The organism is Cohnella sp. CFH 77786, assembly GCF_019400745.1.
Classification (GTDB): Bacteria; Bacillota; Bacilli; order Paenibacillales; family Paenibacillaceae; genus Cohnella.
This window is the reverse complement of sequence record NZ_WJIB01000003.1, coordinates 185,522-210,160: the sequence shown is the minus strand read 5'-3', so window position 1 is coordinate 210,160 and position 24,639 is coordinate 185,522. Positions and strand designations below refer to the sequence as shown.

Annotated in this window: 24 protein-coding genes; 8 read left to right on the top strand and 16 right to left on the bottom strand. The window is 58.8% G+C overall.

Going from position 1 to position 24,639, the window contains the following annotated elements; genetic code table 11:
- The first annotated feature begins 20 nt into the window (after positions 1–20).
- From GE107_RS06125 to GE107_RS06095, 7 genes are all read left to right on the top strand, one after another.
- Positions 21–1,055: an alpha/beta hydrolase gene (locus tag GE107_RS06125; RefSeq protein ID WP_219638790.1), complete on the top strand. Its 1,035-nt coding sequence runs from the start codon at positions 21–23 to the stop codon at positions 1,053–1,055.
- Positions 1,056–1,141: 86 nt separating this feature from the next.
- Positions 1,142–2,284, top strand: coding sequence for a Fe-Mn family superoxide dismutase (locus GE107_RS06120; protein WP_219638789.1), 1,143 nt, complete (start codon positions 1,142–1,144; stop codon positions 2,282–2,284).
- Between the two features lie 187 nt (positions 2,285–2,471).
- Positions 2,472–6,326: a galactose-binding domain-containing protein gene (locus tag GE107_RS06115; RefSeq protein WP_219638788.1), complete on the top strand. Its 3,855-nt coding sequence runs from the start codon at positions 2,472–2,474 to the stop codon at positions 6,324–6,326.
- Positions 6,327–6,347: 21 nt separating this feature from the next.
- Positions 6,348–7,634 (top strand): ABC transporter substrate-binding protein, encoded by a 1,287-nt coding sequence (locus tag GE107_RS06110; RefSeq protein WP_219638787.1) that lies wholly within the window; start codon positions 6,348–6,350, stop codon positions 7,632–7,634.
- Positions 7,635–7,647: 13 nt separating this feature from the next.
- Complete coding sequence (locus tag GE107_RS06105) at positions 7,648–9,453, top strand: sensor histidine kinase (RefSeq protein ID WP_219638786.1); 1,806 nt, start codon at positions 7,648–7,650, stop codon at positions 9,451–9,453.
- Positions 9,450–9,905, top strand: a complete 456-nt coding sequence (locus GE107_RS06100; RefSeq protein WP_219638785.1) for a response regulator — start codon at positions 9,450–9,452, stop codon at positions 9,903–9,905. The genes GE107_RS06105 and GE107_RS06100 overlap by 4 nt, the downstream gene beginning before the upstream one ends.
- On the top strand, positions 9,902–10,828 hold the full coding sequence (locus GE107_RS06095) for a GGDEF domain-containing protein (RefSeq protein ID WP_219638784.1): 927 nt from the start codon (positions 9,902–9,904) through the stop codon (positions 10,826–10,828). The genes GE107_RS06100 and GE107_RS06095 overlap by 4 nt, the downstream gene beginning before the upstream one ends.
- Before the next feature lie 47 nt (positions 10,829–10,875).
- Here the strand turns inward: GE107_RS06095 and GE107_RS06090 are convergent, their stop codons facing one another.
- The 8 genes from GE107_RS06090 to GE107_RS06055 form a co-directional block, all read right to left on the bottom strand.
- Positions 10,876–11,952, bottom strand: a complete 1,077-nt coding sequence (locus GE107_RS06090) for a Gfo/Idh/MocA family protein (RefSeq protein WP_219638783.1) — start codon at positions 11,950–11,952, stop codon at positions 10,876–10,878.
- Positions 11,953–12,145: 193 nt separating this feature from the next.
- Positions 12,146–12,739 carry a GTP cyclohydrolase I FolE gene (folE, locus tag GE107_RS06085; RefSeq protein WP_219638782.1) on the bottom strand — a complete coding sequence of 198 codons (594 nt, stop codon included), beginning with the start codon at positions 12,737–12,739 and terminating at the stop codon, positions 12,146–12,148.
- Between the two features lie 67 nt (positions 12,740–12,806).
- Complete coding sequence (locus tag GE107_RS06080; RefSeq protein WP_219638781.1) at positions 12,807–13,022, bottom strand: YneF family protein; 216 nt, start codon at positions 13,020–13,022, stop codon at positions 12,807–12,809.
- A 135-nt stretch (positions 13,023–13,157) separates the two neighbouring features.
- Positions 13,158–14,180: an HD-GYP domain-containing protein gene (locus GE107_RS06075; RefSeq protein ID WP_219638780.1), complete on the bottom strand. Its 1,023-nt coding sequence runs from the start codon at positions 14,178–14,180 to the stop codon at positions 13,158–13,160.
- A 90-nt stretch (positions 14,181–14,270) separates the two neighbouring features.
- On the bottom strand, positions 14,271–15,440 hold the full coding sequence (gene queG / locus GE107_RS06070) for a tRNA epoxyqueuosine(34) reductase QueG (RefSeq protein ID WP_219638779.1): 1,170 nt from the start codon (positions 15,438–15,440) through the stop codon (positions 14,271–14,273).
- 20 nt (positions 15,441–15,460) lie between these two features.
- The gene (lepB, locus tag GE107_RS06065; protein WP_219638778.1) at positions 15,461–16,057 is read right to left on the bottom strand and encodes a signal peptidase I; all 597 of its coding nucleotides are present in this window, start codon (positions 16,055–16,057) and stop codon (positions 15,461–15,463) included.
- Positions 16,054–16,641 (bottom strand): DUF402 domain-containing protein, encoded by a 588-nt coding sequence (locus GE107_RS06060; RefSeq protein WP_219638777.1) that lies wholly within the window; start codon positions 16,639–16,641, stop codon positions 16,054–16,056. Before GE107_RS06060 ends, lepB begins: the two co-directional genes overlap by 4 nt.
- Before the next feature lie 120 nt (positions 16,642–16,761).
- Positions 16,762–17,184 carry a GNAT family N-acetyltransferase gene (locus GE107_RS06055; RefSeq protein ID WP_219638776.1) on the bottom strand — a complete coding sequence of 141 codons (423 nt, stop codon included), beginning with the start codon at positions 17,182–17,184 and terminating at the stop codon, positions 16,762–16,764.
- Between the two features lie 340 nt (positions 17,185–17,524).
- Between GE107_RS06055 and GE107_RS06050 the strand changes: the two genes are divergently transcribed.
- Positions 17,525–18,136, top strand: coding sequence for a superoxide dismutase (locus tag GE107_RS06050; RefSeq protein WP_219638775.1), 612 nt, complete (start codon positions 17,525–17,527; stop codon positions 18,134–18,136).
- 102 nt (positions 18,137–18,238) lie between these two features.
- Here GE107_RS06050 and mutY read toward each other — a convergent pair whose 3' ends face one another.
- The 8 genes from mutY to GE107_RS27035 form a co-directional block, all read right to left on the bottom strand.
- Positions 18,239–19,369 carry an A/G-specific adenine glycosylase gene (mutY, locus tag GE107_RS06045; protein ID WP_219638774.1) on the bottom strand — a complete coding sequence of 377 codons (1,131 nt, stop codon included), beginning with the start codon at positions 19,367–19,369 and terminating at the stop codon, positions 18,239–18,241.
- On the bottom strand, positions 19,369–20,256 hold the full coding sequence (locus tag GE107_RS06040) for a helix-turn-helix domain-containing protein (protein WP_219638773.1): 888 nt from the start codon (positions 20,254–20,256) through the stop codon (positions 19,369–19,371). Before GE107_RS06040 ends, mutY begins: the two co-directional genes overlap by 1 nt.
- Positions 20,257–20,305: 49 nt before the next feature.
- Positions 20,306–20,716: a holo-ACP synthase gene (acpS, locus tag GE107_RS06035; RefSeq protein ID WP_219638772.1), complete on the bottom strand. Its 411-nt coding sequence runs from the start codon at positions 20,714–20,716 to the stop codon at positions 20,306–20,308.
- Positions 20,717–20,728: 12 nt separating this feature from the next.
- On the bottom strand, positions 20,729–21,538 hold the full coding sequence (gene nadE / locus GE107_RS06030; RefSeq protein ID WP_219638771.1) for an ammonia-dependent NAD(+) synthetase: 810 nt from the start codon (positions 21,536–21,538) through the stop codon (positions 20,729–20,731).
- Between the two features lie 153 nt (positions 21,539–21,691).
- Entirely contained in the window at positions 21,692–22,126 is a 435-nt protein-coding gene (locus tag GE107_RS06025) for a BrxA/BrxB family bacilliredoxin (protein WP_219638770.1), read from the bottom strand.
- Positions 22,127–22,230: 104 nt separating this feature from the next.
- Positions 22,231–22,683 (bottom strand): DUF3905 domain-containing protein, encoded by a 453-nt coding sequence (locus GE107_RS06020; protein WP_219638769.1) that lies wholly within the window; start codon positions 22,681–22,683, stop codon positions 22,231–22,233.
- A gap of 24 nt (positions 22,684–22,707) precedes the next feature.
- The gene (locus GE107_RS26445; protein WP_255570254.1) at positions 22,708–22,836 is read right to left on the bottom strand and encodes a hypothetical protein; all 129 of its coding nucleotides are present in this window, start codon (positions 22,834–22,836) and stop codon (positions 22,708–22,710) included.
- A 102-nt stretch (positions 22,837–22,938) separates the two neighbouring features.
- Positions 22,939–24,591, bottom strand: a complete 1,653-nt coding sequence (locus GE107_RS27035; RefSeq protein ID WP_219638768.1) for an ATP-binding protein — start codon at positions 24,589–24,591, stop codon at positions 22,939–22,941.
- Positions 24,592–24,639: the final 48 nt, after the last annotated feature.

The window sequence follows — 24,639 nt, the reverse complement described above, 5'->3', positions numbered from 1 at the left end:
TTACAAAAAGAGGCGATCCCATGACGACACTGCACGCTTCCCTTTCCCTCCAGAGCAACGTTCCCCTTCCGCTCGCTCCGGAAACCGGGGGCACGTCCGTCGTCCGACGCCTTGTCCGCCTTTTTGGCTATCTCCTTCTCTCCGGCGTCTTCGCCCTCACCGTTCTTTATGCAGGCGTCCAAGCTTATATCGCCTGGAAATTGACGCACCCTTACGTATCCCCGCTCGTCTCGAATCCGATGCAAGCCAAAAACCTCCCCTACTCCGACGTCCACTTCCCCAGCGCCGACGGTCAAACGGTAGTGGACGGCTGGTGGATTCCCGTGACGGGCAGCAGGCAAAGCGTCGTGCTCAGCCACGGTTACGGCGCGAACCGGGAAGAAAGCTGGGTGCCGATGTACGATTTGGCGGATCTGCTCCATCGCTTGGGCTACAACGTGCTCATGTTCGATTACGGTTTCGCCAGCGCCAAACACCGCCTCCCCGCGACCGGCGGAATCCTGGAATCCCAGCAGCTGCTCGGAGCCATTCATTACGCGCGTGAGCAAGGAACCCGGGAGCTGATCGTCTGGGGGTTCTCGATGGGTGCCGGAACGGCGCTCCAGGCGGCCTTGCAGCACGCGCCAGTGGACGCCATGATTTTGGACAGCACCTTCCTGCCGGATGACGACACGTTGGCGTACAACCTCAATCGGATCCCGTTCGAGCTGCCGAAGCTTCCGACTTTGCAGCTCATCAAGCAGTTTCTTCCGATCATGGGCGGAACGTCGCTCGATCGGATCCCTTCGGAGCGCGCGCAACATACCACGTTCGATTTTCCGATGCTGCTGATCCACGGAACCGCGGACGACAAAGCCCCGGTTTACCTGGCGGAGAACGTGGCCAAAGCGCAAACCAATCCCTACACGCAGCTCTGGACCGTCCAAGGAGCCATACACGAAATGATCTACCGCACCCATAAGCAAGAATACGTGAAACGGATCACGGCGTTTCTCGGCGAAGTGCACGTCCTGACGGTCAACAAAGCCTTCGGCAACGAAGCGGTTCACGTGTAACCGTCCTCTTCAGGCATATTCGGCCCCTCCCGGTCATACGTTGGGTACGTAAGGTACCGATTCGGATCCTGGGAGGGGTTTGCTTCATGCTTCGGGTCTACGGAGAGCAGATGCCTGTCCGCATACTGGAGGAAATCGTGTATTGGAAAAGGCGCGAAAAAGATCACGCGGCGGTGATCCGGGAAATCGTGCCGGGCTTGGAATGGCCTTATATCCGGCTGTTGCAGGATTGGGAGAACGTCTTTGGGCAAATGGCCGAACATGCCCGGGGCACCCTGAGGGCCGCTCTGGAAAACCGCGGCGAATCGGAGCTCTCCGAATGGGAAGCCCAAGTGTCGAAGCTGCTCGAGGATTCGCATTGCCAATCGCGCGAATTCGTCCGCCAGCTCGGCCTCCTTCAAGAGCACAGCGCCGCCGTCCGACGGATGCCGGCGGCACCCGCTTTGCTCTCGTACGTCCGAAGGGAATCGGAAAATTGGCGCGGAGAGAACGGAGATCTCGAAGACTTGGACGGGCCGCAACCGGCAGACGGACCGTTCCGCCCGGAAGGGACCTGGTCCAATCCGGTCGGCGCCGCGGGGGCTGCGGGGACCGCCAACAAAACCGTACCGATCGGGGGCCATACGCTGCCGCCCCTCCCATACGCCTATAATGCCCTGGAGCCCTGGATCGACGAGCGGACGATGCGCATCCATCACGACAAACACCATCAGTCCTACGTGGACGGATTGAACAAAGCGGAGAAAAAACTGGAGGAAGCCCGCAAGTCCGGCGATTTCGACCTCGTCAAGCACTGGGAGAGAGAGCTTGCGTTCAACGGCGCGGGCCACTATTTGCATACGATCTTCTGGGACGCCATGACCCCCAGGGGCGGCGGCCAGCCCGGCGGCGCGCTCGCCGCCGAAATCAACCGAAGCTTCGGGAGCTTCGAAGCGTTCAAGAAACAGTTCTCCGAAGCGGCGAACAAAGTCGAAGGCGGAGGCTGGGCCATCCTCGTCTGGAGCCCGCGCAGCCGCCGGCTGGAAATCCTCACGGCGGAGAAGCACCAGAACCTGTCCCAGTGGGACGTCGTGCCGCTCTTGCCGCTGGACGTGTGGGAGCACGCGTATTATTTGAAGCATCAGAACGACCGCGCGGCGTACGTCAAGGATTGGTGGAACGTCGTGAACTGGCCCTTCGCGGCGGACCGCTACGCGAAAGCGCGGACGCTGCAGTGGGTGCCTTATTGAACGATTTCCCGAGGGTGTTTCGTAAGGTCGGTACCGGCCTGCGGGACACCCTCTTCCTATCGGACAGCAGCGGACATCAAGGAATCGCCCGAAAAAACAGCCAATTAAAGGATGAAAAAGTGTCGAGAAATGTCGATATATAACCTATACCTATATCGATATGAAAAGGGCGGAAATCCATTTGAAAATGAAAAGTAAAATAGGCCTCGCGATTTTGATGCTATGCCTCATCTCCCCTATGTTTCCGAAAGCGCTGCCGGAGGTTCATGCATCGGACGGGACGCCTTTCGCCACGCATAGCGTCCCGGGAACGATCGAGGCCGAGGATTTCAACACGGGCGCCATGAACGACGTTTATTTCGCCCATCCCTCCTCCCAAGTGACGCGGGACACGACCTACCGGGACGTCATGAACGTCGATCTATTCAAGGAAACGATCGGTCAGGCGGCCTACCGTTACGTCGTGAGCTCGAACGATCAGGCCAGCGGCTCGCCCACCGCGGGGTACGTGAGCGAATATCTGAAATACACCCTGAGCGTAAGCTCCGCCAATGCCGGCTGGTTCGACGTCAAATTCCGGGCCAAGATGGGCGGCGCTTCGGCCAAATCCACGATTACCGCCCTGATCGACGGAATCCAGCTGGGGGCAACGCCAGCCATCGCCGGGACAAGCTTTCAGGATTACACACTGCCGATGCCCGCCAATCTAAGCGCCGGAACGCACGTGCTGACGATCGAATTCAGCGGCCCGGATCCGGGGACGTATTTGGACTCGATCGCGTTCGTGAAGAGAGGGACGGCACCCGCCTATCCATCTCCCTCCATCAAGACCGGATTGCTGTCCTCCGACGAAGTGGTCGTGGCCAACGTGACGGCGAGCGCCGATGCGACCGGCACGAACGACGCGACCGCGGCGATCCAGGCCGCCCTCGACCTGGCCCGGGAGATGGGCGGCGGCGTCGTATTTCTCCCCGCGGGAATTTACCGGCTGAACGGCGGGCTCAGCATTCCCGCGGGCGTTACGCTGCGCGGCGATTGGAAAAGCCCCGTCGACGGCGCGCCCGAGGCGGGCACGGTATTGGCCGCGTACAGCACGTCGGTCCCCGCGATTTCGATGAACGCCCCGAATACGACGGTCCGCAACCTGAGCATCTGGTATCCAAACCAGGGCAGTTACGCCGGAGGCATCTTCACGCCGACGGCCTACCCGTATACGATCGATTCGAACTCCTTCGCCGCCAATGTGGCCAACGTGACGTTCTACAATTCTTTCAAGGGAATCAACTTCTCATCGGCCAGCGGATCGAATCTCAGCAACATCTACGGCACTTTCCTCTTTCAAGGCATTACGCTGGACGGCAATTACGAATATTCTTATGTAACGAACGTCTTCATGGACACCGCCATCTGGAAAAACGCCCCCGCCGCGATCGCCAACAAACCCGACAGCACACAAACCGGACTCATCAAAAATTACACGAACGCTTACCTATACGGAATCAAGCTCTGGAAAAACGACGGCATAACGTTATACGGCATCAGCGTCAACGACGCGAAGACGGGGATTCTGATGGAACAAGGCCCCCCGGCTTCGAACGGCTCCTACGGAGCGATGTCCAAAATCAATTCGACGGTACAGCGGGATTATTTGCGCGCGGACGTCGGAGAGTTCATCAGTACCGATGAAGTATGGCAAGCCCGAACGAAGCACTATACGTTCGCGCCCGCCAAGAAACCGGCCAGCGATACGAATTTCTACAACGTGAAGGCCGCGCCTTATAACGCCAAAGGAGACGGACGAACCGACGATCGGGCCGCGATCCAAAGCGCGTTGACCGATGCCGGCAATGCAGGCGGCGGCACCGTCTTCCTGCCTCCGGGCTCCTATAAAATCTCGACGACGCTGAGCGTGCCTTCCGGAGTGGAACTTAGAGGAAGCTACGACTACCTGCACGCGCACGAGAATTTGGACACGACGGTGCTGCTTGCCTATGACGGCAAGGATACCGCTTCTCCCGACACGGCGACGGCCTTCCTTACCTTGAACGCGAATGCCGGCATTCGCGGGTTCACGGTCTTCTACCCCGAGCAGGGCTTCGTCGACGGAAGCGATATGAGCGTCCCTGCGGATCTGAGAGCGTTGTATCCGATCCGGACGTACCCCTACACGGTTCGCAGCGCAGGCGCCGGCACTTGGATGAAGTACATCGAAATCGAAAACGGTTATCTTGGCGCGGACTTCGCGACGTACGCCTCGAACGATTTCGTCGTGTCCGGCAATTGGATCAACGCGGCGAAGAAAGCGGTGTACGTCGGCGGCGGCACGCAGCGCGGCTGGGTCGAACGGACGATCGCCACCTTCGGCATCCATTTTCAATCGAAGCATGCGAACAGCCCGCATACGTACGGCTTCGCGCACGCCAAAAATTACACGCTGGCCAACACGGATGTCCTGACCGTCGGAAACGCCAGCGATCTCAAGACGTTCGCCGTCGATTCCTTCGGCGTCAAATCCGGGATCCGCACGATCAAAGAAGGCGCCGGTGCCGGTCCGCAAAATTTGCTGCTCTATTTGCCTTCCGTCGATACGTCATCCGGCCCGAACGTATCCATCGAAGGCGGCGGAACGATCGACATGGTCGGCTTGCAGGCCGGCAGCGCGGCGGCTCAGAACTACGCGAGAACGACGTCGGCCTTCGCCGGCACCCTGAATATCTACGATTCCCTGCTGTGGGGGAACATCGTCAAAAACGTCGCAAACGGCGGCGGTACGGTCAACGTATACGACAAAGACCTAAGCGTCTACTCGCTTCCCCTGACGCAGAACAAGCCGGCAACCGCGAACAGCTCCGCCGGCGGCGATACGGCCGACCGCGCCGTGGACGGCATGGGTACCTCCAAATGGGTGTCGACGGCGGCGGCGCCGAATTGGCTGCAGGTGGACTTGGGCGCCTCCTACGACATCAGCAGATGGGTCGTCAAACACGCCGGGTTCAATGGGGAAAACTCTTCCTACAATACGAAGGACTATAAGCTTCAAATCAGCACGGACGGGGTTAACTTCATCGACGCGGACGCGGTGACCGGCAATACGGCGAACCTGACGGACCGCAACGTATCGGCAACCGGAAGATACGTACGGCTCTACGTCACAGCAGGACAGCAGGATGGAGGGAGCACGGCGCGGATCGTCGATTTCGAAGTCTACGGCTTAACCGACATCGCGATGAACCGAACGGCGTCGGCGAACGCCTACAATTTGCCGAGCGAAGCCCCTCCATATGCCAACGACGGCTCCCTCGGCACCAAATGGGCTTCTACGGCGGCGTCGCCCCACTGGCTGACTCTCGACCTCGGCCAGCCGTATCATCTGAAGCGCTGGGTGGTGAAACATGCGGGCGCGGGCGGGGAAGCGGCCATCTACAATACGCGGGATTACAAGCTGCAGGTCAGCAACGACGGCACGAACTTCGCCGATGTCGACACCGTAACCGGAAATTCGTCAAATTCTACGGATCGCAATATTAATGCGCACGGCCGGTATGTTAGACTGTATATCACGCAAGGAACGCAAACCGGATATGACGGCTTCGCCAGAATCTACGAATTTGAAGCCTACGGCACCCCAAGCGCCAACGCCGCTTCCGGCAAGACGGCGACGGCGAACGCCTACAACCTGCCGAACGAGGCTCCGCAATATGCCGCGGACGGATCGGCGGGGACCAAATGGGCATCGGTCGCGGCGGCGCCGAACTGGCTGAAGATCGATCTGGGCTACCAAACGAACATCAGCCGCTGGGTCGTGAAGCACGCGGGCGTGAACGGAGAATCGGCCAGCTTCAACACCAGAGATTTCAAGCTCCAGGTCAGCAGCGACGGGACGACATTCACCGATGCGGATACGGTGACGGGCAACGCCGCCAACGTGACGGACCGCAACGTCAATGCCACGGGAAGATACGTAAGGCTGTATATCACGCAGGGCACGCAGACCGGCTCCGACGGTTACGCCAGAATCTATGAGCTCGAAGTTTACAACTAGCGGGAAGATGGTGCAGCGAGCATGAAAACATTCAAATGGGTTTCTATATTGGTTCTGTTAAGCGTCTTAACCGCCGCCGCAGGATGCGCTAAGACGGATAAGCAGCCCGCCTCGCCGAACGGCGGCACGCAGGCAGAGCGAACGGACGAACCCTTCCACTTGCGCGTCTCCTATTGGGCCGAGGACAAGAACGGTTACTTTGCCGCGGTAGAACGGAAGTTCAAGGAGAAGTATCCGAACGCTTCGATCCAGTGGGATAAGCTCGATGAGAAATCGTTTGCCGAAACGACGGATCAGCAGCTGAAATCGGGGAAAGCGGCGGATATCATTTTCAACCAGAAGATCAAGACCTATGCCAAAGAGGGTTATTTGCTCGATTTATCGGATCAGCCATGGGTGGACCGGATGATCGATTCCGCCAGGCAGGCGGTCGCGTACAAAGGGAAAACGTACGGCGCCGCTTTAGACGTCAGCACCTTCGGGGTGTATTACAACAAGCAAATCTTCGAAAACCTGAACCTGCAAGTCCCCCAAACCTGGGACGAATTCATCGCCGTCTGCCAAGCGATCAAGAAGGCGGGCCTGTCGCCGATCACGGGCGGGTTCAAGGATACGTGGACCATTCAGGGGGTTTATCTGCCGATCGCCGCGACGTCGGAGTTTCTGAGCAACCCGAACTTCGAAACGGATCTGTATGAAGGGAAAACGAAGATCGACGGTCCCGAAGTCCGCGACGCCATCGAGAAATTCGCGCAGCTCGCGCATGGCGGCTATTTCAATCCCGATGCCCTTCAAATCGGTTACGACCAATCCACCCTGCAATTCATCGAAGGAAAAGGCGCGATGCAGCTGATGGGCAGCTGGACGCCCGGCGTGGTGGACAGCAAGACGACCGGCTTCCGCCTCGGCTTCTTCGCCTTGCCCGACCGGAACGGCAAATCGGTCATGGCCGCGGCGCCGGACAAGCAGGTCGCGATCAATGCCAAGACCGCATACCGGGCGCAGTCGAAATACCTGTTGTCCCTTCTGCTGGATAAAGACATGCTGGCCATTTACAGCCGGAACCTCGCTCTGTCCGCCTTCAAAGACGTGATCGCGGAGTATACGAATCCGGCGATGAAGGACGTGCAGAAGGCCTTGCAGGTTCACCCGACTTCCATCAATCCGGGCCATCTGTTCACGGATTCCGCGAACGCCTCCATCAATGCCGCGCTTCAGCGGATTCTCGAAGGAAAAACGTTGGAGGACGAACTGAAGGAAGCGGATCAAAACTACACCAAAGACAAATCGACCCTAATCTTGGATTGAGGACGGACGCCCCGTGTGGATCTCGCGATGGTTTGTGCTTAAGACGTTAAAAGCGCGGTTGCGGTTTTTCGGCATTTTCCTGGTGCTGATGGTCGGACTGCTGATCACCGGCTCCTACATCTTGGCGGAGTACAGCCAGACCGAGCAAAACGTCATCGGTTCGATGAGGAAGAACGGTGCGGTTCAGCAAACGGTCATCGATAACTGGTTTTCCGCGCGTGCGGCGGAAATTCGGAATCTGGCGAATCTTCAGTCGGCCGAGCAAGGGGATCTCCCTGATCTGGAGAAGGACCTTGCCTTCTTCGCCTCCAATCAAAGGGAGTTTGAATCGGTTTCGTTCGCGGGCGGGGACGGAATCGTCGAATTCAGCACGGGGAACCAGCTCGGCGCGTATTTCTCGGACCGGACCTATTTCGAAGAAGCGGCCAAAGGAAAAGAATACATCTCCGACGTCGTGATCGGGAAGGTTTCCGGACAACCTACCATTCTGTTTTCATCTCCCGTGCGGGACTCGGCAGGAAGATTCTCGGGCGTCGTATTCGGCTCCGTTTCGCTCCGCTCGATCGACCAACTGATGGCGCAATTCCGCAACGGCGCAAGCGGCGAATCTTACTTGATCGACCGCGGCGGCCAAATGATCACGGAATCGAGATTTTCGGAAAGCCGAAAGCGCTTGGAATCGAAAGTGAACAGCGAAATTTTGAATCGGGCGCTTCTTGAAGATCTCTCGACTTCGGTGTATACGAATTACCACGGCAAGAAGGTACTCGGAACTTATCAGTTCGTCTTCCATAAAAAATGGATCGCGGTCAGCGAAATCGAGGTCAATGAGGTTTTTCGCCCCTTCTATACGCAACTCGTGATCGTTAGCCTGATTACGTTCCTTGTTCTGGCTCTCGGGGCCTTTCTCATGCTGAGAATCTCTTCGAGCATCGAACGCCCCATTCAGCATTTGCTAAAGGGAGTTCATCGGTTGGAATGGGGAGACTACGATTTCAAAGTCGAATACGAAGGAATTGCGTCGGCTCCTGTCGAACTAGTAAGACTCTGCGAGGCATTTAATCGGATGTCTCAAACGATCCGAAACAAAAACGAAGCGCTCACCCTGCAGTCGGAGGAGCTCAGCCGTTCGAACGCGGAGCTGGAGCAATTCGCTTACGTGGCCTCTCACGATTTGCAGGAGCCGCTGCGGATGGTCGCCAGTTACGTTCAGTTGCTCGAAAAACGGTATAAGGGGCGCTTGGATCAGGATGCGGATGATTTTATTCACTACGCCTCGGACGGCGCGCACCGGATGCAAAATCTGATCAACGATTTATTGGCCTTCTCCAGAGTCGGAACGAAGGGAAAAGCATTCAAACCCGTCGATTCCGAGGTCGTCCTGCAGCACGTTCTGGCTAATCTGCAGCAGGCCGCGAAGGAGAACGGCGCGACGATCACGCATGACCCGATGCCGACGATTACGGCCGACTCCACGCAGGTCGCCCAGCTGCTTCAGAACCTGATCGGCAACGCGATCAAGTTTTGCGATCCGGCCCGCGCGCCTGTCATCCATATCGCAGCCGAGCTCCGGGAGGAAGAATGGTTATTTTCGGTTCGCGACAACGGTATCGGCTTGGATCCGAAGTATCGGGATAAAATTTTTCAAATCTTCCAGAGGCTGCACAACAAAACGAAATACCCGGGCACCGGAATCGGTTTATCGATATGCAAAAAAATCGTGGAACGTCATGGAGGGAAAATATGGGTGGAGTCGGTGCCGGGAGTTTTCACGACTTTCTACTTCACTCTTCCGGATAGAAGGAGCATGGATCAATGACCGACAGAAAGTTAGACCAAATCGTGGAGATTCTCTTGGTGGAGGATAATCCGGGCGATGTCAGGCTGATCGTCGAGGTGTTGAAAGAAGGAAAAATCCGCAATCGGCTGAACGTCGCCCTCGACGGCGAACAGGCGTTGGCTTATCTTCGGCGCGAAGGCGAGTATCAGGGCGCGGTTCAGCCGGACATTATCTTGCTGGATTTGAACTTGCCCAAAATCGACGGCCACGGAGTGCTTGCCGTCATCAAGGAGGATCCGGCGCTGAGGCATATTCCGGTCATCGTCCTGACGACCTCCGAAGCGGATCAGGATATTCTCAAAGCTTACGAGCACCACGCGAATTGCTACATCACCAAACCGGTCGACTTGGAGCAGTTCTTGGGCGTTGTAAGATCGTTGGAAAATTTTTGGCTTACGATTGTCAAGCTTCCAGGGAGATGGGTCGAATGAGAGACGTCCGACAAACGAGCTTCACTTCCATCAAAGTTTTATTGATCGAAGATAACCCCGGAGATGCGCGGTTGATTCGGGAAGCTATGTCCGAAACGGATCATGCCGATTTTGACGTTCTATGGGCCGATTCGCTGGAAGACGGAATCGAACGCTTGTCGGAAAGCACGTTCGACGTCGTCCTCCTGGACCTTTCTCTGCCGGACAGTCAGGGGCTGGAGACGATCAAAGCTTTGCGCGACCAGGCGAAGGTCGTTCCGATCGTCGTCCTGACCGGGCTCGATGACGAACAAACCGCCATCCGCGCGGTGCAGTACGGAGCGCAGGATTATTTGATCAAGGGACAGGTGAACGGCGGGACGATCATGCGCGCGATGCGATATGCGATTGAGCGGAACCGCCTTCAGGACAAGCTGTATAACCTGTCGATTATCGACGAGCTGACGGGGCTGTACAACCGGAGGGGCATCTATTCCTTGTTGGAGAACGATGCCGGAACGCTCGGAACGAAAGGATATTTCATCGTCGTCGCGGATATGGACGGCATGAAGCAGATCAACGATTCCTTCGGCCATCATGCGGGAGATCAGGCTTTGGTCGATACCGCCCGTATCCTGAAGGAAGTCTTTCACGGCACGGACATGATCGGCCGCATGGGCGGGGATGAGTTCATGGTCATCTTCCCGCAAAACTCCCTCATTCCGATGAATCCGGAAACGCTGGAGCAGGAAATCGCCGCGAGAATGAAGCATAAGCTGGACGATTTTAACCAGTCCGCCGGTCGAAGCTACCATCTCTCGTTAAGCTTGGGCCTGTCGTATTTCAATCCCGACAGCCCTCTGAATTTGAATGAACTGATCATCGACGCGGATCAACGGATGTATGCCGACAAAAGAGAAAAAAAGACCCGGTCGATCCGATAAAAAAACGCTGCCCTCTGGTTCCGCCCGGGCAGCGTCATTGCTTTCCTCTACAAGCTCCAATCCAGCTTGACTTCGCCGCCGGTGCGGGAAGATTCGTAAATCGCGTCGATGATCAAGTTGCTGCGCAGCCCCGTCTCGGCGGACGTCCAAGGCTGCTTGCCTTCCCGCACGCATTCGAGGAAGTGGCGGCTGAGACGGACGCGGGAGCCTTCGTCGCCGGCCGGTTCGACGAGCGTCGCTTCCAGCGGCTGGTCGAACTTCTCGGTCAGGAACTTGCCTTGCGCCCCTCGAAGAACGGCGCCTCCTTCGGAGCCCATCAGCCGCACGAAAGGCACGTCGTCGGTATCCGTATGTACCGCCCAGCTCACTTCAAGCGTAAGCGTGCTGCCGTCCTCCATCTTGATGATCGCCGTCGCCAAATCCTCCACGTCATAGATGCCGTTCCAGTCCGGTTTGCCCCACGTTCCGATTCCTTTCTTGCGGGGACCGAATTCGGCGTAAGTCGAGCCATACACGGACACCGGCTTGGGCTCTCCCATCAGGAAGAACGCGAGGTCCAGCATGTGAACGCCGATGTCGATCAGGGGACCGCCTCCGGATTGGGCTTGCTGCGTAAACCAGGTTCCCCAGCCCGGAATGCCTTTACGGCGAATGTAGCCTGCTTTGGCCGTATAGATGCGGCCCAGCTGCCCCTGCTCAACTTGCTCCTTGACTTTGAGAGGCAGCCACTCCCATCGCATCTGATGCGCCACCATCACCGTCAGCCCGGTCCGCTTCTGCGCCCGCACGATCTCCTTCGCCGCTTCGGCGTTCAGGCCCATCGGCTTCTCGACCAGCACGTGTTTGCCCGTTTCCAAGGCGAATATCGTCAGAGGCGCATGGGCCTGATTCGGCACCGCCACGATGACGGCGTCCACATCGTCCCGCATGATCAACTCCTCGGGCGTTGACGCCACGCAGGGGATCCCGTATTGGGCCGCGCGTTCCCCCGCCAAGGGCAAATACGCGTCGGTAATCGCCGTAAACTCGCATTGGTCCTGCAATTTGCCGAATTCCTGCAGATGCACGTTGCCGATATTCCCCGCTCCGATCAAGCCGAGGCGGATTTTATTCGCGGTACTCATTCTAAGGGCCTCCAGTTCTGTACAATCGTATCCGTTGCATATGCCCATCATAGACGATTCCCCCTCAAGAGCGTGATACCCGGAATCGTCCTGTTTCTCCGCTAATTTGGTATTCCCGCAATGATGGACCTCTACGCCTGTCCCCGCTCGCATACGAATAAAGGCACCCTCCCGAACGGAGAATGCCTTGGATTCAACGCTTCAACAACTCCAGGAATTCCGACCGCAATGCCGCGCTGTGCCGGAATTGGCCGCGAACCGCGGACGTGACCGTCTGGCTTCCCGGCTTTTTGACCCCCCGCGCGCACATGCACAGATGCTCTCCTTCGACGACGACCATCACCCCGTGGGGCTGCAGCACCTCGTCCAAAGTGTCGGCGATCTGGGAGGTGATCCGCTCCTGAACCTGGAGCCGCCGGGTGACGGCCTCGACGAGCCGCGCGAGCTTGCTGAGCCCCGCGATTTTGCCGCTCGGGATGTACCCGATGTGCGCTTTCCCGAAAAAAGGCGCCATATGGTGCTCGCACTGGCTGTAATAGACGATGTCCTTCACGATCACCAGCTCTTCGTGCTGTTCGTCGAATGTGACGCCGAGCACGTCGCGCGGATCGACGGAGTAGCCGGCGAATATTTCCTCGTACATCCGCGCCACGCGAGCCGGCGTTTCCAGCAGCCCTTCTCGCTCGACGTCCTCGCCGATCAGCTTCAGAATTTCGCGCACATGGGACTCGATTTTCTCCCGGTTTCTTCCAACGTAATCGTTCAAGTAATCTTTGGCGCCAGCCACGACCGTTCCCCCTTCGCGCCGGGATCCTCTCTATGCCTCCGGACCCGGCCGGCCCGAACCCGCCGTCTTACCGGCGTTTCTGGCCTTGGTTTTTCATCATTTGCTGGGCTTTCTGAAGCTGCTGCTTGTTCATGTTGTAGCCCATCTGTTTGGCCATCTTGGCCAGCATTTCCGGATCGTTCTGCATCTTGGTCAGCTGGCTCCGCAAGTAGAAGACGCCGACGATGAATCCGATCACCGCGCCTACGATCAGCGTAATGATCGGGATGATGTAACTCCACATTTCGAACTTCCCCCTGCCGAATCAAAATAAAGCCCTGCCGCCTCAGGCACGAGTCCGCAGGGTACGTGCATACATGATAGCATGGCAACCGGCCACTGGCAAACGAGACCCCGCCTCCGGGGCAACGGGCCGGAATCAGTTCAACACGGCTTCGATGAACAGGGTCGGATGCTGTGCCAAATCGATTTCCTTCGCGTCGACGTTATCCTCGTCTTCCCGGCTCAAGACCCTCACGACCGGCCTGCCCGGCAGCCCGCGGTGCTGACCCACGACGACGCCGATTTTGCGGTTGGAGAGCTTGACCGAAATGCCGTTGGGATAGATCGACACGATCCTCATGAACTGAGTCAGCGCTTCGTGGTCCAGCTTCGTTCCGGACAAGGCGTTGAGATGCTCGCATGCTTCGTGCGGAAGCATCGGGCGGCCGGACTCTGACCGGGAGAGCAGGTTGTCATAGGCGTTCGCAACGGCTACGATCTTGGCGTACGGATGGATCTCGTCGCCGGTAATGCCCCTCGGGAGGCCGGTTCCGTCGACGGCTTCGTGATGCTGGAACGCCACGTGGGCAATGAGGAGGCTGAATTCCCGCTTCATTTTGATCATTTCGAAGCCGCGCCATGCATGATGCATCCGCCCCTCCTGGATCTCCGGGGCGTTCAGCTTGCCGATGTCGTGCAGCAGCGCTCCGATGCTGAGTTCTTTGAGCTGGATCATGTTTAGTCCCATGTTCAGGCCGATCAGCGTGGACAGCATGCACACGTTCATCGCGTGCACGTACGCGGCATTGTCCGCCGTCCGGATATCGGATAGATGCACCGCCACGCCCGAATTGCGCATGACGTCGTCCAGCAGCTGGTCGATCGTCTGGCTGATCGCTTTCGTGCTGAACTCCTTGCCGGAACGCAGCGCCTCGAACGTCTCCGACATTTGGTTGATGACGGCGCGTTTGGTTTCCTCGGACAGCAGGTCCTCGATCTCGACGTCGCGGAATTGCGGATCGTCGATATAGATCGCCGTCACGCCGAGACGTTTCAAGGTACTGATCATGAAAACGGTCAGTTGCACCCCCGAGGAAAGCAGCACCGTTCCGTTCGCGGAAAAGATCGTTTTCCCCAAATGCTGCCCCGGCTCTACCGACTCAATGTCAATCAGTCTCATTGAACTCTTCTCTCCCGATCCCCGCAGGGTCTGATGATTCTATTCTAGCGTAATCGGGGGAACTTCGACAGTCCTTTACCGCATTCGACATTACGGGGCGTAAGCCGTCCCGTTTCGGGCGGCCGCGCGCTCCAGCGCCTCACGTACGGAAGCGTCCGTTTCCGATGCCAGCGCACGCTCCACCGCTTCGGCCGCCTCTTCCCCCCCGATGCGGCCCAGAGCCCAAGCGGCCGTCGCCCGCAGCTCCGGCCGCGGATCCTCTTGGAGCACGCGCGCCACGTCCGGCACGGATTCGGCATCGCGGAAGTTGCCGAGACCGATGAGCGCGTTCCGCTGGATCGGCTTGCGCCCCCGCCATGCCGCCGCGCTGGCCCCGAATTTCTCCTTGAACTCCCGGTTGCCCATGCGGAGCAGCGGCCGAAGCAGCGGCTTGGCCACCTCCGGATCGGGAAGCAGCTCCTCGTGATGCCGGAAATCGACGCCTTTGTTCACCGGACAGACGATTTGGCAAGTGTCGCAGCCGTACAGCCGGTTCCCGATTTTGAGCATCATCTCTTCCTCGACGATCCCTTTCGTCTGGGTGACGTAAGAGATGCAGCGCTGGGCGTTGAGCTGACCGGGGCCGACGAGCGCTCCGGTCGGACAGGCATCGATGCAAATGGTGCAGTCCCCGCATCCGTCCTCGACCGCCCGGTCGGGGGGCAGCGGCAAATCCGTGATCATCTCGCCCAAATACACCCAGGAGCCGAACTCGGGCGTGATGATGGAGCAGTTTTTCCCGCTCCAGCCGATACCGGCCCGTTCGGCCACCGCGCGGTCCGCCAGCGCCCCCGTGTCGACCATCGACAGAAACCGAGCTTTCGGGACGCGCTCCTTCAGCCAAGCCGCGAGCCTCTCCAGCCGGCGGCGCAGCACAGGGTGGTAATCCTCTCCCCATGCGGAACGCGACAGAATCCCCCGCCGCTTTCCCGGCTCCGAGGCCGGCGCCCCCTTGAGCTTGGAAGGATAGGCGACGGCAATGGACAGAATCGTACGGGGCTCCGGGAACAGCAAGGCCGGATCCGTCCGCTTGTCCAGATCCGGCTCTTCGAACCCCGATTCGTACCCCAATTCGCGGTGTTTCACCAACCGCTCCTTGAGCGCGGTAAAAGGATCGGCCGACGCCACCCCGATCTTGTCGATCCCAAGGCCGGGCGCGGCGGAAACCATCTCTTCCTTCAACCGTTGCCAGAATCCGGCGTCCTCTACAGACGGCGCCATCCCGCATCCCTCCTTGCTTCCTACAATTTCGCCCAGCGTACGATCGGCCAGACGATGAATTCGGCCTTCCCTATAATCATGTCCTCCGGCACTTCTTTAAACGCGCGGCTGTCCTTGCTTCCTCCCAAATGGCGGTTATCGCCCATGACGAAATAATGGCCCGCGCTGACCTGCGTCGGCCCGAAATCTCCGTCCTCGATGACCGAGTCGGTATACGGCTCCACCGTCAGCTGTCCGTTCAGGTACAGCTGCCCCCGGCGGATTTCCAGCCGGTCTCCGGGCATCCCGACGATCCGCTTGACCAGATAGTCCTTGCGATCCGGACCGCCGCTCGGATCCTTGAGGATAACGACGTCCCCCCGCCCTGGATGTCCGAAAGAATAAACGATTTTGTTGACGAACAGCCATTCTTTCTCCTGCAGGGTCGGCTGCATCGAGTGCATCTTGACGGTGGAAAGCTGAAACACGTACGCCCTCAGCAACAACACGACCGCGAAGGCGACGACCAGCGCCTTGGTCCAATCCCAAAGCTCCTTGCGCCAACCGACGAGCCGCCGGCGTTGATCGCTTTTTCTCCTGCGCGTGGAAAGCGGGGTGGTTTCGGACGGTTGCATCATGGACGGTCGCGTCTCCTTTGCGTCATCGTCGATTTCCAATCCTCATAATATCGGCGCACCAGCTCGTCCCCGAACGGGACGGACCGTCCGGCCATCCGGTTCCGGAGGCGCCCCAGCCCCCACTCGATCCGGGACAGCACTTTCGCGTCGTAACGGTACTCCGCCCGATGCCGGTTGAACTCGTCGCGATCGAGCTCTTGCAAGGACCCGTCGGGATGCATAACGAGATCCAAATCGTAGTCGATATAGGTCCATACGTCGCGATAATGATAATAAGGGGACGCCGCGTTGCAATAATAACGGACTCCCCGCTCTTCCAGCAAGGCGACCACGTTGAACCATTCCCCCGGCAGGAAGAACGCCGCCGCCGGCACCCGGCTGATCCACGTTCTTCCGTCCGCTTCGCGGATCGGCGTCCCCTCGTTCAGAAGCACTTGCAGGGATGCCTTCACGTGGTCCGGGTGCAGCCGCTCCGCCGGAACCAGCCAATTCTCGAGCCAAATCCGGTGCAAGGAGCCGTCATGCTTGAAGCTTTTGATGATGCCGCGGCGATAGTCCGACCTCTCTGTCCCGTTCTGTTCCATGCACGCCCTCCGCCGCATCTCTTCGATAATTCAAGAAAAGCATATCCACCCGCCAAATGCAATGGCGCATCGGATATGCTTTCAAAGGAAAAGGATTTTGGATTCTATCTCTATTGCGCGTTACCCCGCGACGATGGCGAGCGGTCGGGCCGGCGACCTGAAATCGACCGGGCTGACGCCAAGCGCTTCGTAGAACGGGCGCAGCAGCTCATTATGCTTGTCCCCCGCGATAAGTACCTTCAAGACATTACGCTGGCGGAATCGGGCGTTCATCGCCTCGACCAATGCCTTGCCAATCCCTTGACGCTGGTAATCCTTATGGACCGCGACGCGGTACAAATAGCCCTTCTGCTGGTCGATCGTCCCGATCAAGACGCCGATGACGGCATCCTCGACCGATGCGACGAGAACCAGATCGCTGTCCAACGACAGCTGCCGGGCAAATGCGCCCATCGTTTCCTCACAGCATTCTTCCGAAAGCACTTCGTTGAGCAACTCGGCAACGGAACGGTAGTCCGACAGTTGGAAAGAACGGATCTGCATGGTGCACAATCTCCCCGGGGCATATGATTTTACGTCCAGCTAACGCCTTATTAATTTTACGACAATAATATGAAGATTTCATTCCTTTTTGTGAAAAAAACATAATTTATTTTTGGGAAACATAGAGAAATCGGCATGAAAACGCTTTATAGAGATCGATTGCCATGAATTTATGCGGCAAAATGGATGAATTCGGCGAAGGACGTCCGTTTATGCGTTTTTTTGGTGAAATGTCCCCACGTTTCGACTTTCCAAACATCCATGTTGATTTACTCCGGGAAATCTAGGATAATAATAAACGAGAGCTACATATGCCACACCATTACAGGAGGTATTTCACATGGCACACCAACTGCCCGAACTGCCCTACGCGAAGGACGCGCTGGAGCCCCACATCGACGCGATGACGATGGAGATCCATCACGGCCGCCACCACAACACGTACGTCACGAACCTGAACAAGGCACTCGAATCGGCTCCGGAGCTGGCCGACAAGTCGGTTGAAGATCTGATCGCCGACCTGAACGCCGTGCCGGAAAGCATCCGCACCGCCGTTCGCAACAACGGCGGCGGCCATGCCAACCACTCCCTGTTCTGGGGGACCATCTCCCCGAACGGCGGCGGAGCTCCGACGGGCGCGCTGGCGCAAGCGATCGACAGCGAGCTCGGCGGCTTCGAGAAATTCAAGGAAACGTTCGCGGCCGCGGCAACGACCCGTTTCGGATCCGGCTGGGCATGGCTCGCCGTCGGCAAAGACGGCAAGCTGAAAGTATACAGCCTCCCGAACCAAGACAGCCCGATCATGGAAGGCGACAAGCCGATCCTCGGCCTGGACGTGTGGGAGCACGCTTACTACCTGAAATACCAGAACAAACGCCCGGACTACATCGCGGCGTTCTGGAACGTCGTCGACTGGAACAAAGTCGGCCAGCTGTACGAAGCAGCGAAATAAGCAGCGGGGAACGCGAAAGCTGTCCTTCCGGTAACGGGAGGACAGCTTTTTTGCAACGATGAAAACGTCTCTTCGTACCTCTACTCCGCCGCTCCCCGCTTCTCATCGGGAGAGCGAGTACGCCTCCGGAGCTTCGAAGTATGCGCCCAGCAGCTTCCGGAACACGTTCGGCCACGCCAGTTCGCCGAATTCCCGCCGGTCGATCCAGCGGTAGGCCCCGTCCGCGTCCGCCCCCGCGCCGCCGGCGTCGGCCAGCTTGGCGGACCATAATTTCACGAACCAGTGAAGGTGCGTGAAGACGTGCTCGGCATCCGCGACAGCGCGGATCGGACGCACGCTAAGCCCTTCCGCGGCCAATGCGCCCGCGAGCCAGTCCGAGGCGGCGGCAGCCGACGCCCACACCGACTCGTTCGGCGCTTCCACATGAGGCAGCTCCCACATGCTTGCGAGCAGCCCCTCCCCGGAGCGCTGGCGGACGAGCACGCGTCCCGCATGCGGACCCTCGCCCTCGATGAGGACGGCCAGCCGGTGCACGGGTTTGGGCGGCTTCGCCTTCGTCTTGACCGGCAGCTCCCGCTCCCGCCCGGCCAAACGGCCGGCGCAGTGCTCCATGACGGGACAGGAGAGGCACCCGGGCGAACGCGGGGTGCACACGAGCGCTCCGAGTTCCATCAAGGCCTGGTTGAAGCTGGCGGCCTCCCCTTGCGGAATCAGCTCGCGCGCCAGGTCTTCCATCGCCCCTCGCACCGAAGGCCGGGCGATATCGTCGTCTAAATTATAAAATCGCGACAGCACCCTCATCACGTTGCCGTCGACCGCCGGCTCGGGCTGGTCGAACGCGATGCTGAGTATGGCCCCCGCCGTGTAGGGTCCGACGCCCTTGAGGGCGGAAACCGAAGCCTTGTCGCGCGGCACCGTGCCTCCGTGCAGCTCGACCACCTGACGGGCGGCTGCCTGCAGATTGCGCGCCCGGGAATAATAGCCGAGTCCTTCCCAAGCCTTCAGCACGTCCGGCTCGGGCGCGGCAGCCAAATCGCCGATCGTCGGGAACCGCTCCATGAAACGGTGGTAATAAGGGATGACCGTTTCCACCCGCGTTTGCTGCAGCATGATTTCGGACACCCAGATCCGATAGGGATCCCGGCTTCTCCTCCAGGGTAAATCCCGCCGTTCCCTCTTGTACCAGGCCAGCAGCTCCGTGCCGAAAAACCGGTTGATCGCCGCCCGGTCCATTACCCCATACCTCCGTCCGCATCCGTCTCCGTATCCATGTCGGTGCCTGCCGCCGCCACGCCCAAGGCCTGTTTGCGGTAGCGGCTCGGCGTGAGCCCGGTATGGGCCTTGAACATCCTGGAAAAATAATAGATCTGCATGCCGACGCGGGCGGCGACGTCGGACACGTTGCAGTCGGGCTGCAGCAGCAGCGTCTTGGCAATCTCCATCCGTCTGTGGTTCACGTACTGGATCGGAGAATAGCCCATCATGGCCTTGAAGAAAACGATGAAATAGTTCGGGTGAAGGTATACTTGGCGTGCCAGCTCCTCCACCGTGACGTTGTCGGCCAAATGCTCGTCGATATATTGGAGGACGGTGTCGATTTTTTGGAGCTCCTGCGTCGGATGGATTCGCCCGATTCCCCGGGGCAGCTCCTCCAAATAAAGGCTGACCAGCTCCAGCATCATGGCTTTGATACGCAGCCGGGAGGTGATCCGGTCCTGGTTCAGCTCCCGGATCAGCTTGTCGAACAGCGAGCTCACGGCGGACTTGTTGTCCACCAGGACGGTCATCGGGAGACTCAGCGTCCGGTAGATGTCCCGGTCTCCATAGCTCGCGTGGAAATGGCACCATTGGATGTTCAGCACGTCCCCCGGGTCCACCGCGATGCGGTGGGGCGTTCCGGACAGCAGGATGCACAGCGTTCCCGGGATGAGCTCCATTTCGCGGCCCAATGCCCATAGCCGGCCTCTGCCGGACCGGATATATAAAAAGCGGTTGCAGTCGAATACCGACTCGCGGGGTTTGACGGAATTCGCCCCCACTTCGGTCTCGGACGCGGAGGCGACCTCGATTTGCATTTGCTCCAGCTGCTTCATCAAGATGGTAAAATAAGTCGTTGTCATGTTGGCTCCCCACTCGATCGCTGCAATTGGTGTACCGTCGACGGCGCGCTCATTTATCTGGTGCGTGTTGGATGCGTTCGACAACGGCCGTGGAAGCCGCGAGATTCCTCTCGTGGGTAATGGCCACATGAATCGCGTACGATCCGTCCCGCAAGCCGAGCCGTTCCCGGCATGCCTTCGAAAGCCGGCATACCGGCTTGCCCGCGCTGTCCGGGAGAATTTCCACGTCATGAAACCCGGCCGCCCCGCCGATTCCGCAGCCCAGCGCTTTGACGACCGCCTCTTTGGCGGCGAACCGCCCCGCGATGAACTCCAGGGCGCGCCGTGCGGGCAGTCGGTTCCAGCGCTCCCTTTCCCCTGGCGTGAGCACTTTCTCCGCAAAACGCGCACCCGACGGCTGCTTCACGATCCGGTCGATCCGTTCCAGCTCCACCACGTCCAATCCCACTCCGATGATCATGTCGGGCAGAGATCAGATGCCCGGGATGGGCTGCCGTTTGTGTTGCGTCCGGAGATAATGCTTCTCCAAAATCTCGCGGGCTTTGGGATCGATCTCCTTGCCCTCCAGATAATCGCTGTTGTCCTCGTACGAAACCCCGAGCTCCCCTTCGTCCGTCTGGCCTTCCCACAATCCGGCCGTCGGCGCTTTGTCCAGAATCGCGGCCGGAACGCCGAGCGTTTTGGCGATTTGGCGGATTTGGCGTTTGTTCAAGCTGCTGAGCGGAGTGACGTCGACGGCGCCGTCCCCCCACTTGGTGAAGAAGCCGGTAAGCGCTTCCGAAGCGTGGTCCGTGCCCACGACGAGCAGATTGAGGTCGAACGCCAGGGCGTACTGCACGACCATGCGGGTTCTGGCCTTGACGTTCCCCTTGCCTCCGCGGCTGATATGGCGGGACATGCCCAGCGATTTGAAAGCGTACTCGGTTTCCAGAACGATCTCGTCCACGGCTTCCCGAATATTCGTCTCCACTTTGTGCGTCAGCCCGAATGCCTCGGCCACCGCGTAGCTGTGGGCGATGTCTTCCTGCTCTCCGTACGGCTGGAAGACGCCAAGCGTGATATATTCCTTGCCGCTCTCGCGCGACAGCTCGTCCGTCGCCCTTTTGCAGAGCCCCGTCGTGACCGCGCTGTCGATGCCGCCGCTGATCGCGATGAGCAGGCCCGCGGCGCCGGCCTTCGTTACGTAATCTTTCAGAAACCCGACCCTGCGGGCGATCTCTTCGTCGGCGTCGATGGACGGCTTCACGCGGAGTTCCGCGATGATTTGCTGCTGCAAGCTCATAGATTCATGCCTCCCGGACTCGTAATCGTTCTTATGTATCCCATTATGGACGATGACCTGGTATGAACGGCTGCCGCCATCCTTATGATCAGTTCCGAATCACACAAATAACCCGGAGGTTCGATGATCCGAACCCCCGGGATGGTCGTTTTCTTACCGGCAATGGCGGTCGAAAGCCGCCGTCAGGTCGCCCGCGATTTCGGCGGCGCTGCGATTCTCGATTTGATGGCGCTCGATGAAATGGACCAGCTCCCCGTTCTTGAGCAGGGCGATCGACGGAGACGACGGAGGATACGGCGCGAAGTATTCCCGCGCTTTGGCCGTCGCTTCCTTATCCTGGCCCGCGAACACGGTGAACAGATGATCCGGCGTGACGTCATGAGCCAGCGCCTTCGCGACGCCGGGACGCGCTTGGCCGGCCGCGCAGCCGCACACGGAGTTGACGACGACGAGCACGGTACCTTCGGCGTCCGGAAGGTTCTCTTCGACTTCCTCCGGCGTTCTCAGCTCCTTGATGCCCAGACGGGTCAATTCGTCCCGCATCGGCTGGACCATGTCCAGCATGTATCTTTCAAAAGACATCGACATGTAAAACCCCTCGCTTTCCCTATTGACGCTTGCTTCATCCAAACGGAGTTGCCAGTGCTTACATTATAACGCGAGACCGGCCAGAAAGAAAACCCCGACGGTCGTCAGGGTTCGTCCATTACGTATTCTTCGTCCGGGTCCAGCCAGTCGTAGATTTCCGGCTCCTCCGAATTCCAACGTGCCGAATCAGGCTCGTCCGCGGCGGAAGCCTGGATCGAAGGATGCATGAACGGAACCGCACGCGGCGGGATCCCCCGTTCGAACAAATCCCGGTTTTCCCGGGTGCGGAATCCGATGTCCTTATACGGGTGCACCCACTGTTCCCCCGCCATGACGGACGGATCCGTATCCTTGCTCCATTGCTCGAGCGGCGATTGGGGCGAAGCGTACTCATGGTCCCCGATCACGACTCCGTGCGCGTTGACGAACGGCTCCCGCGGCCCCCGGTTCCCGCGGAACTCCGGCTTGAACTGGATTTCGAACGGATCCAATCGGGAGTCGTCCCGTCCCGGCGCGGGCCTGACTCCTTCATAGGACCCAGTCGGCTGGTTGTCCATGTCGGAAATACCGAGGTCCCTCTCTCAAGTGGAGGGACGGTTCGGACCGTCCAGTTTCTTGTCGAATCCCGGGGACAAGGGCGAACGTTCGCGCTGCGGGTTGCGCGGCGACTTCCGTCCGTCCGAAGAAGGGCCTTGCGGCGGTTTGGTCATGGAAGGATCCTCCTCGATGGCTCGATGGCTCGATGGCTCGATGGCTGATTCTCCCTTATTGTGTCCCATGCCCGTCCTCTTATCCGGCGCACGGCCATCTTTTTACACATTCCGGGAGCCCGGCTTGGAGAAGTTGACGATGAAGGTCGTTCCTTCCCCCACCTTGGACTCCACTCGGATGATACCGTTGTGGCGCTCCACGATGCTTAGGCAGAGGGCAAGCCCAAGACCCGTTCCGTTTGTTTTGGTCGTATAGAAGGGCTCGAACAACCGCTCCAGCTTCTCTTGAGGAATGCCGACTCCGCTGTCCGTCACCCGGAGCTGCACCGTTTCCGGCAAATCGACGGTCTCGATCCGCAGGACGCCGCCCCCCGGCATCGCCTCCATCCCGTTGCGGGCCAGATTCAGCACCAGCTGCTTGATTTCCTTGCTGTTGATCTCCAGCGGGCCGATGTCGTCCGTCAGGCGAAGCTCCACGACTTGACCGCGCATATTGGCATCCGCGTAAATGAGCGGCATCATCTCGTTCAGGACGTCGTGGAGGCTGCCGGGCTGTTTTTCCACGATGCGGTTCTGGGCCAGGGAGAGAAAATCGTTGATGATGCCGTTCGCGCGGTCGAGCTCCTCCATGACGATGCGAAAATAAGACTGCTGCTCCGCGGAGCTCCGTTCGTTCAGCAATTGGACGAATCCCCGGATGACCGCCATCGGGTTGCGAATTTCATGCGTAATGCTGGCCGCCATCTGACCGACGAGGCTGAGGCGCTCCATCCGTCCCAATTCGTCCTTCAGCTGCTGCAGCTCGGTCACGTCTTGTCCGATGAGCAGGATGCCGTCCGACGACTGTCCCGGCGACCCCTTGATGACGCATGCGATCGTATAGATCGTATGGGCCCGAAAACGGACCATTTCGACGGCCCGTTCGTCCCCCTGCATCACCCGTTCGATCGGCGAAGGGGAATCGATGTCCATCAACTGCCGAAGAACCCGATAATGTTGGTCTATGACGTCTTTACCGCTGACCGGGTGAATCAAACGAAGGGCAAACTCGTTGACGTGAACGATTCTGCCCGAGGCATCCAGGATCACCACGACCAAGGGAGCCTGATCGATGAACTGCTGCAGCCGACGCACCTCTCCCCGATATTTCCGCGACATCTCCTGCAGTGCGTTTTGAAGATTCACCCGTTCGAACCCGAGCTCCATAAAATGCACGGCCAACACCGCCACCAGAAGAAAAACCGCCCAGTTGGCCAAAAGACCCGGATCATCGCGGAATGGCGGCAACAGCTCTCCGCGGTTTTTAATCATAATGAACGCACAGTAATCCAGGGACATGACGAACAAACACACGAACGCGATTTTGAACCGTTTGGCTCGCGGGCCTAGACGGAATTTCGTAGAAATTCGGATGAGCGGGACATGGAGCAGCAACACGACGGCCCCGAAATACAAATATTCGATCGAGGCTTGGATATGCAAGAGACGGTAAACGAGATACACACAAACAAGGAATACCGCGACGGGCAATCCTCCGTAGAGAGACCCGATCAGAAGCGGCAAATATCGGAAATCCAAATGAATGCCGCTCAGAGCGGCGACCGAAAGTCTTGCGTTCAGGAAAAGCGCGATTCCGCAGGCGGCAGCGAGGAAGAGAGGCACGAACCGGGTGCGTTTGGGACGGTTATACCATACCAGAAAAAGGAACACCGGCAATAGCGCGATCAACCCTTGCAGCAGCGCATTCTTCCACACACCTGCGGCCTCCTGTGGGGTAACGGTAGTCCGGACGTTTGCCTATTC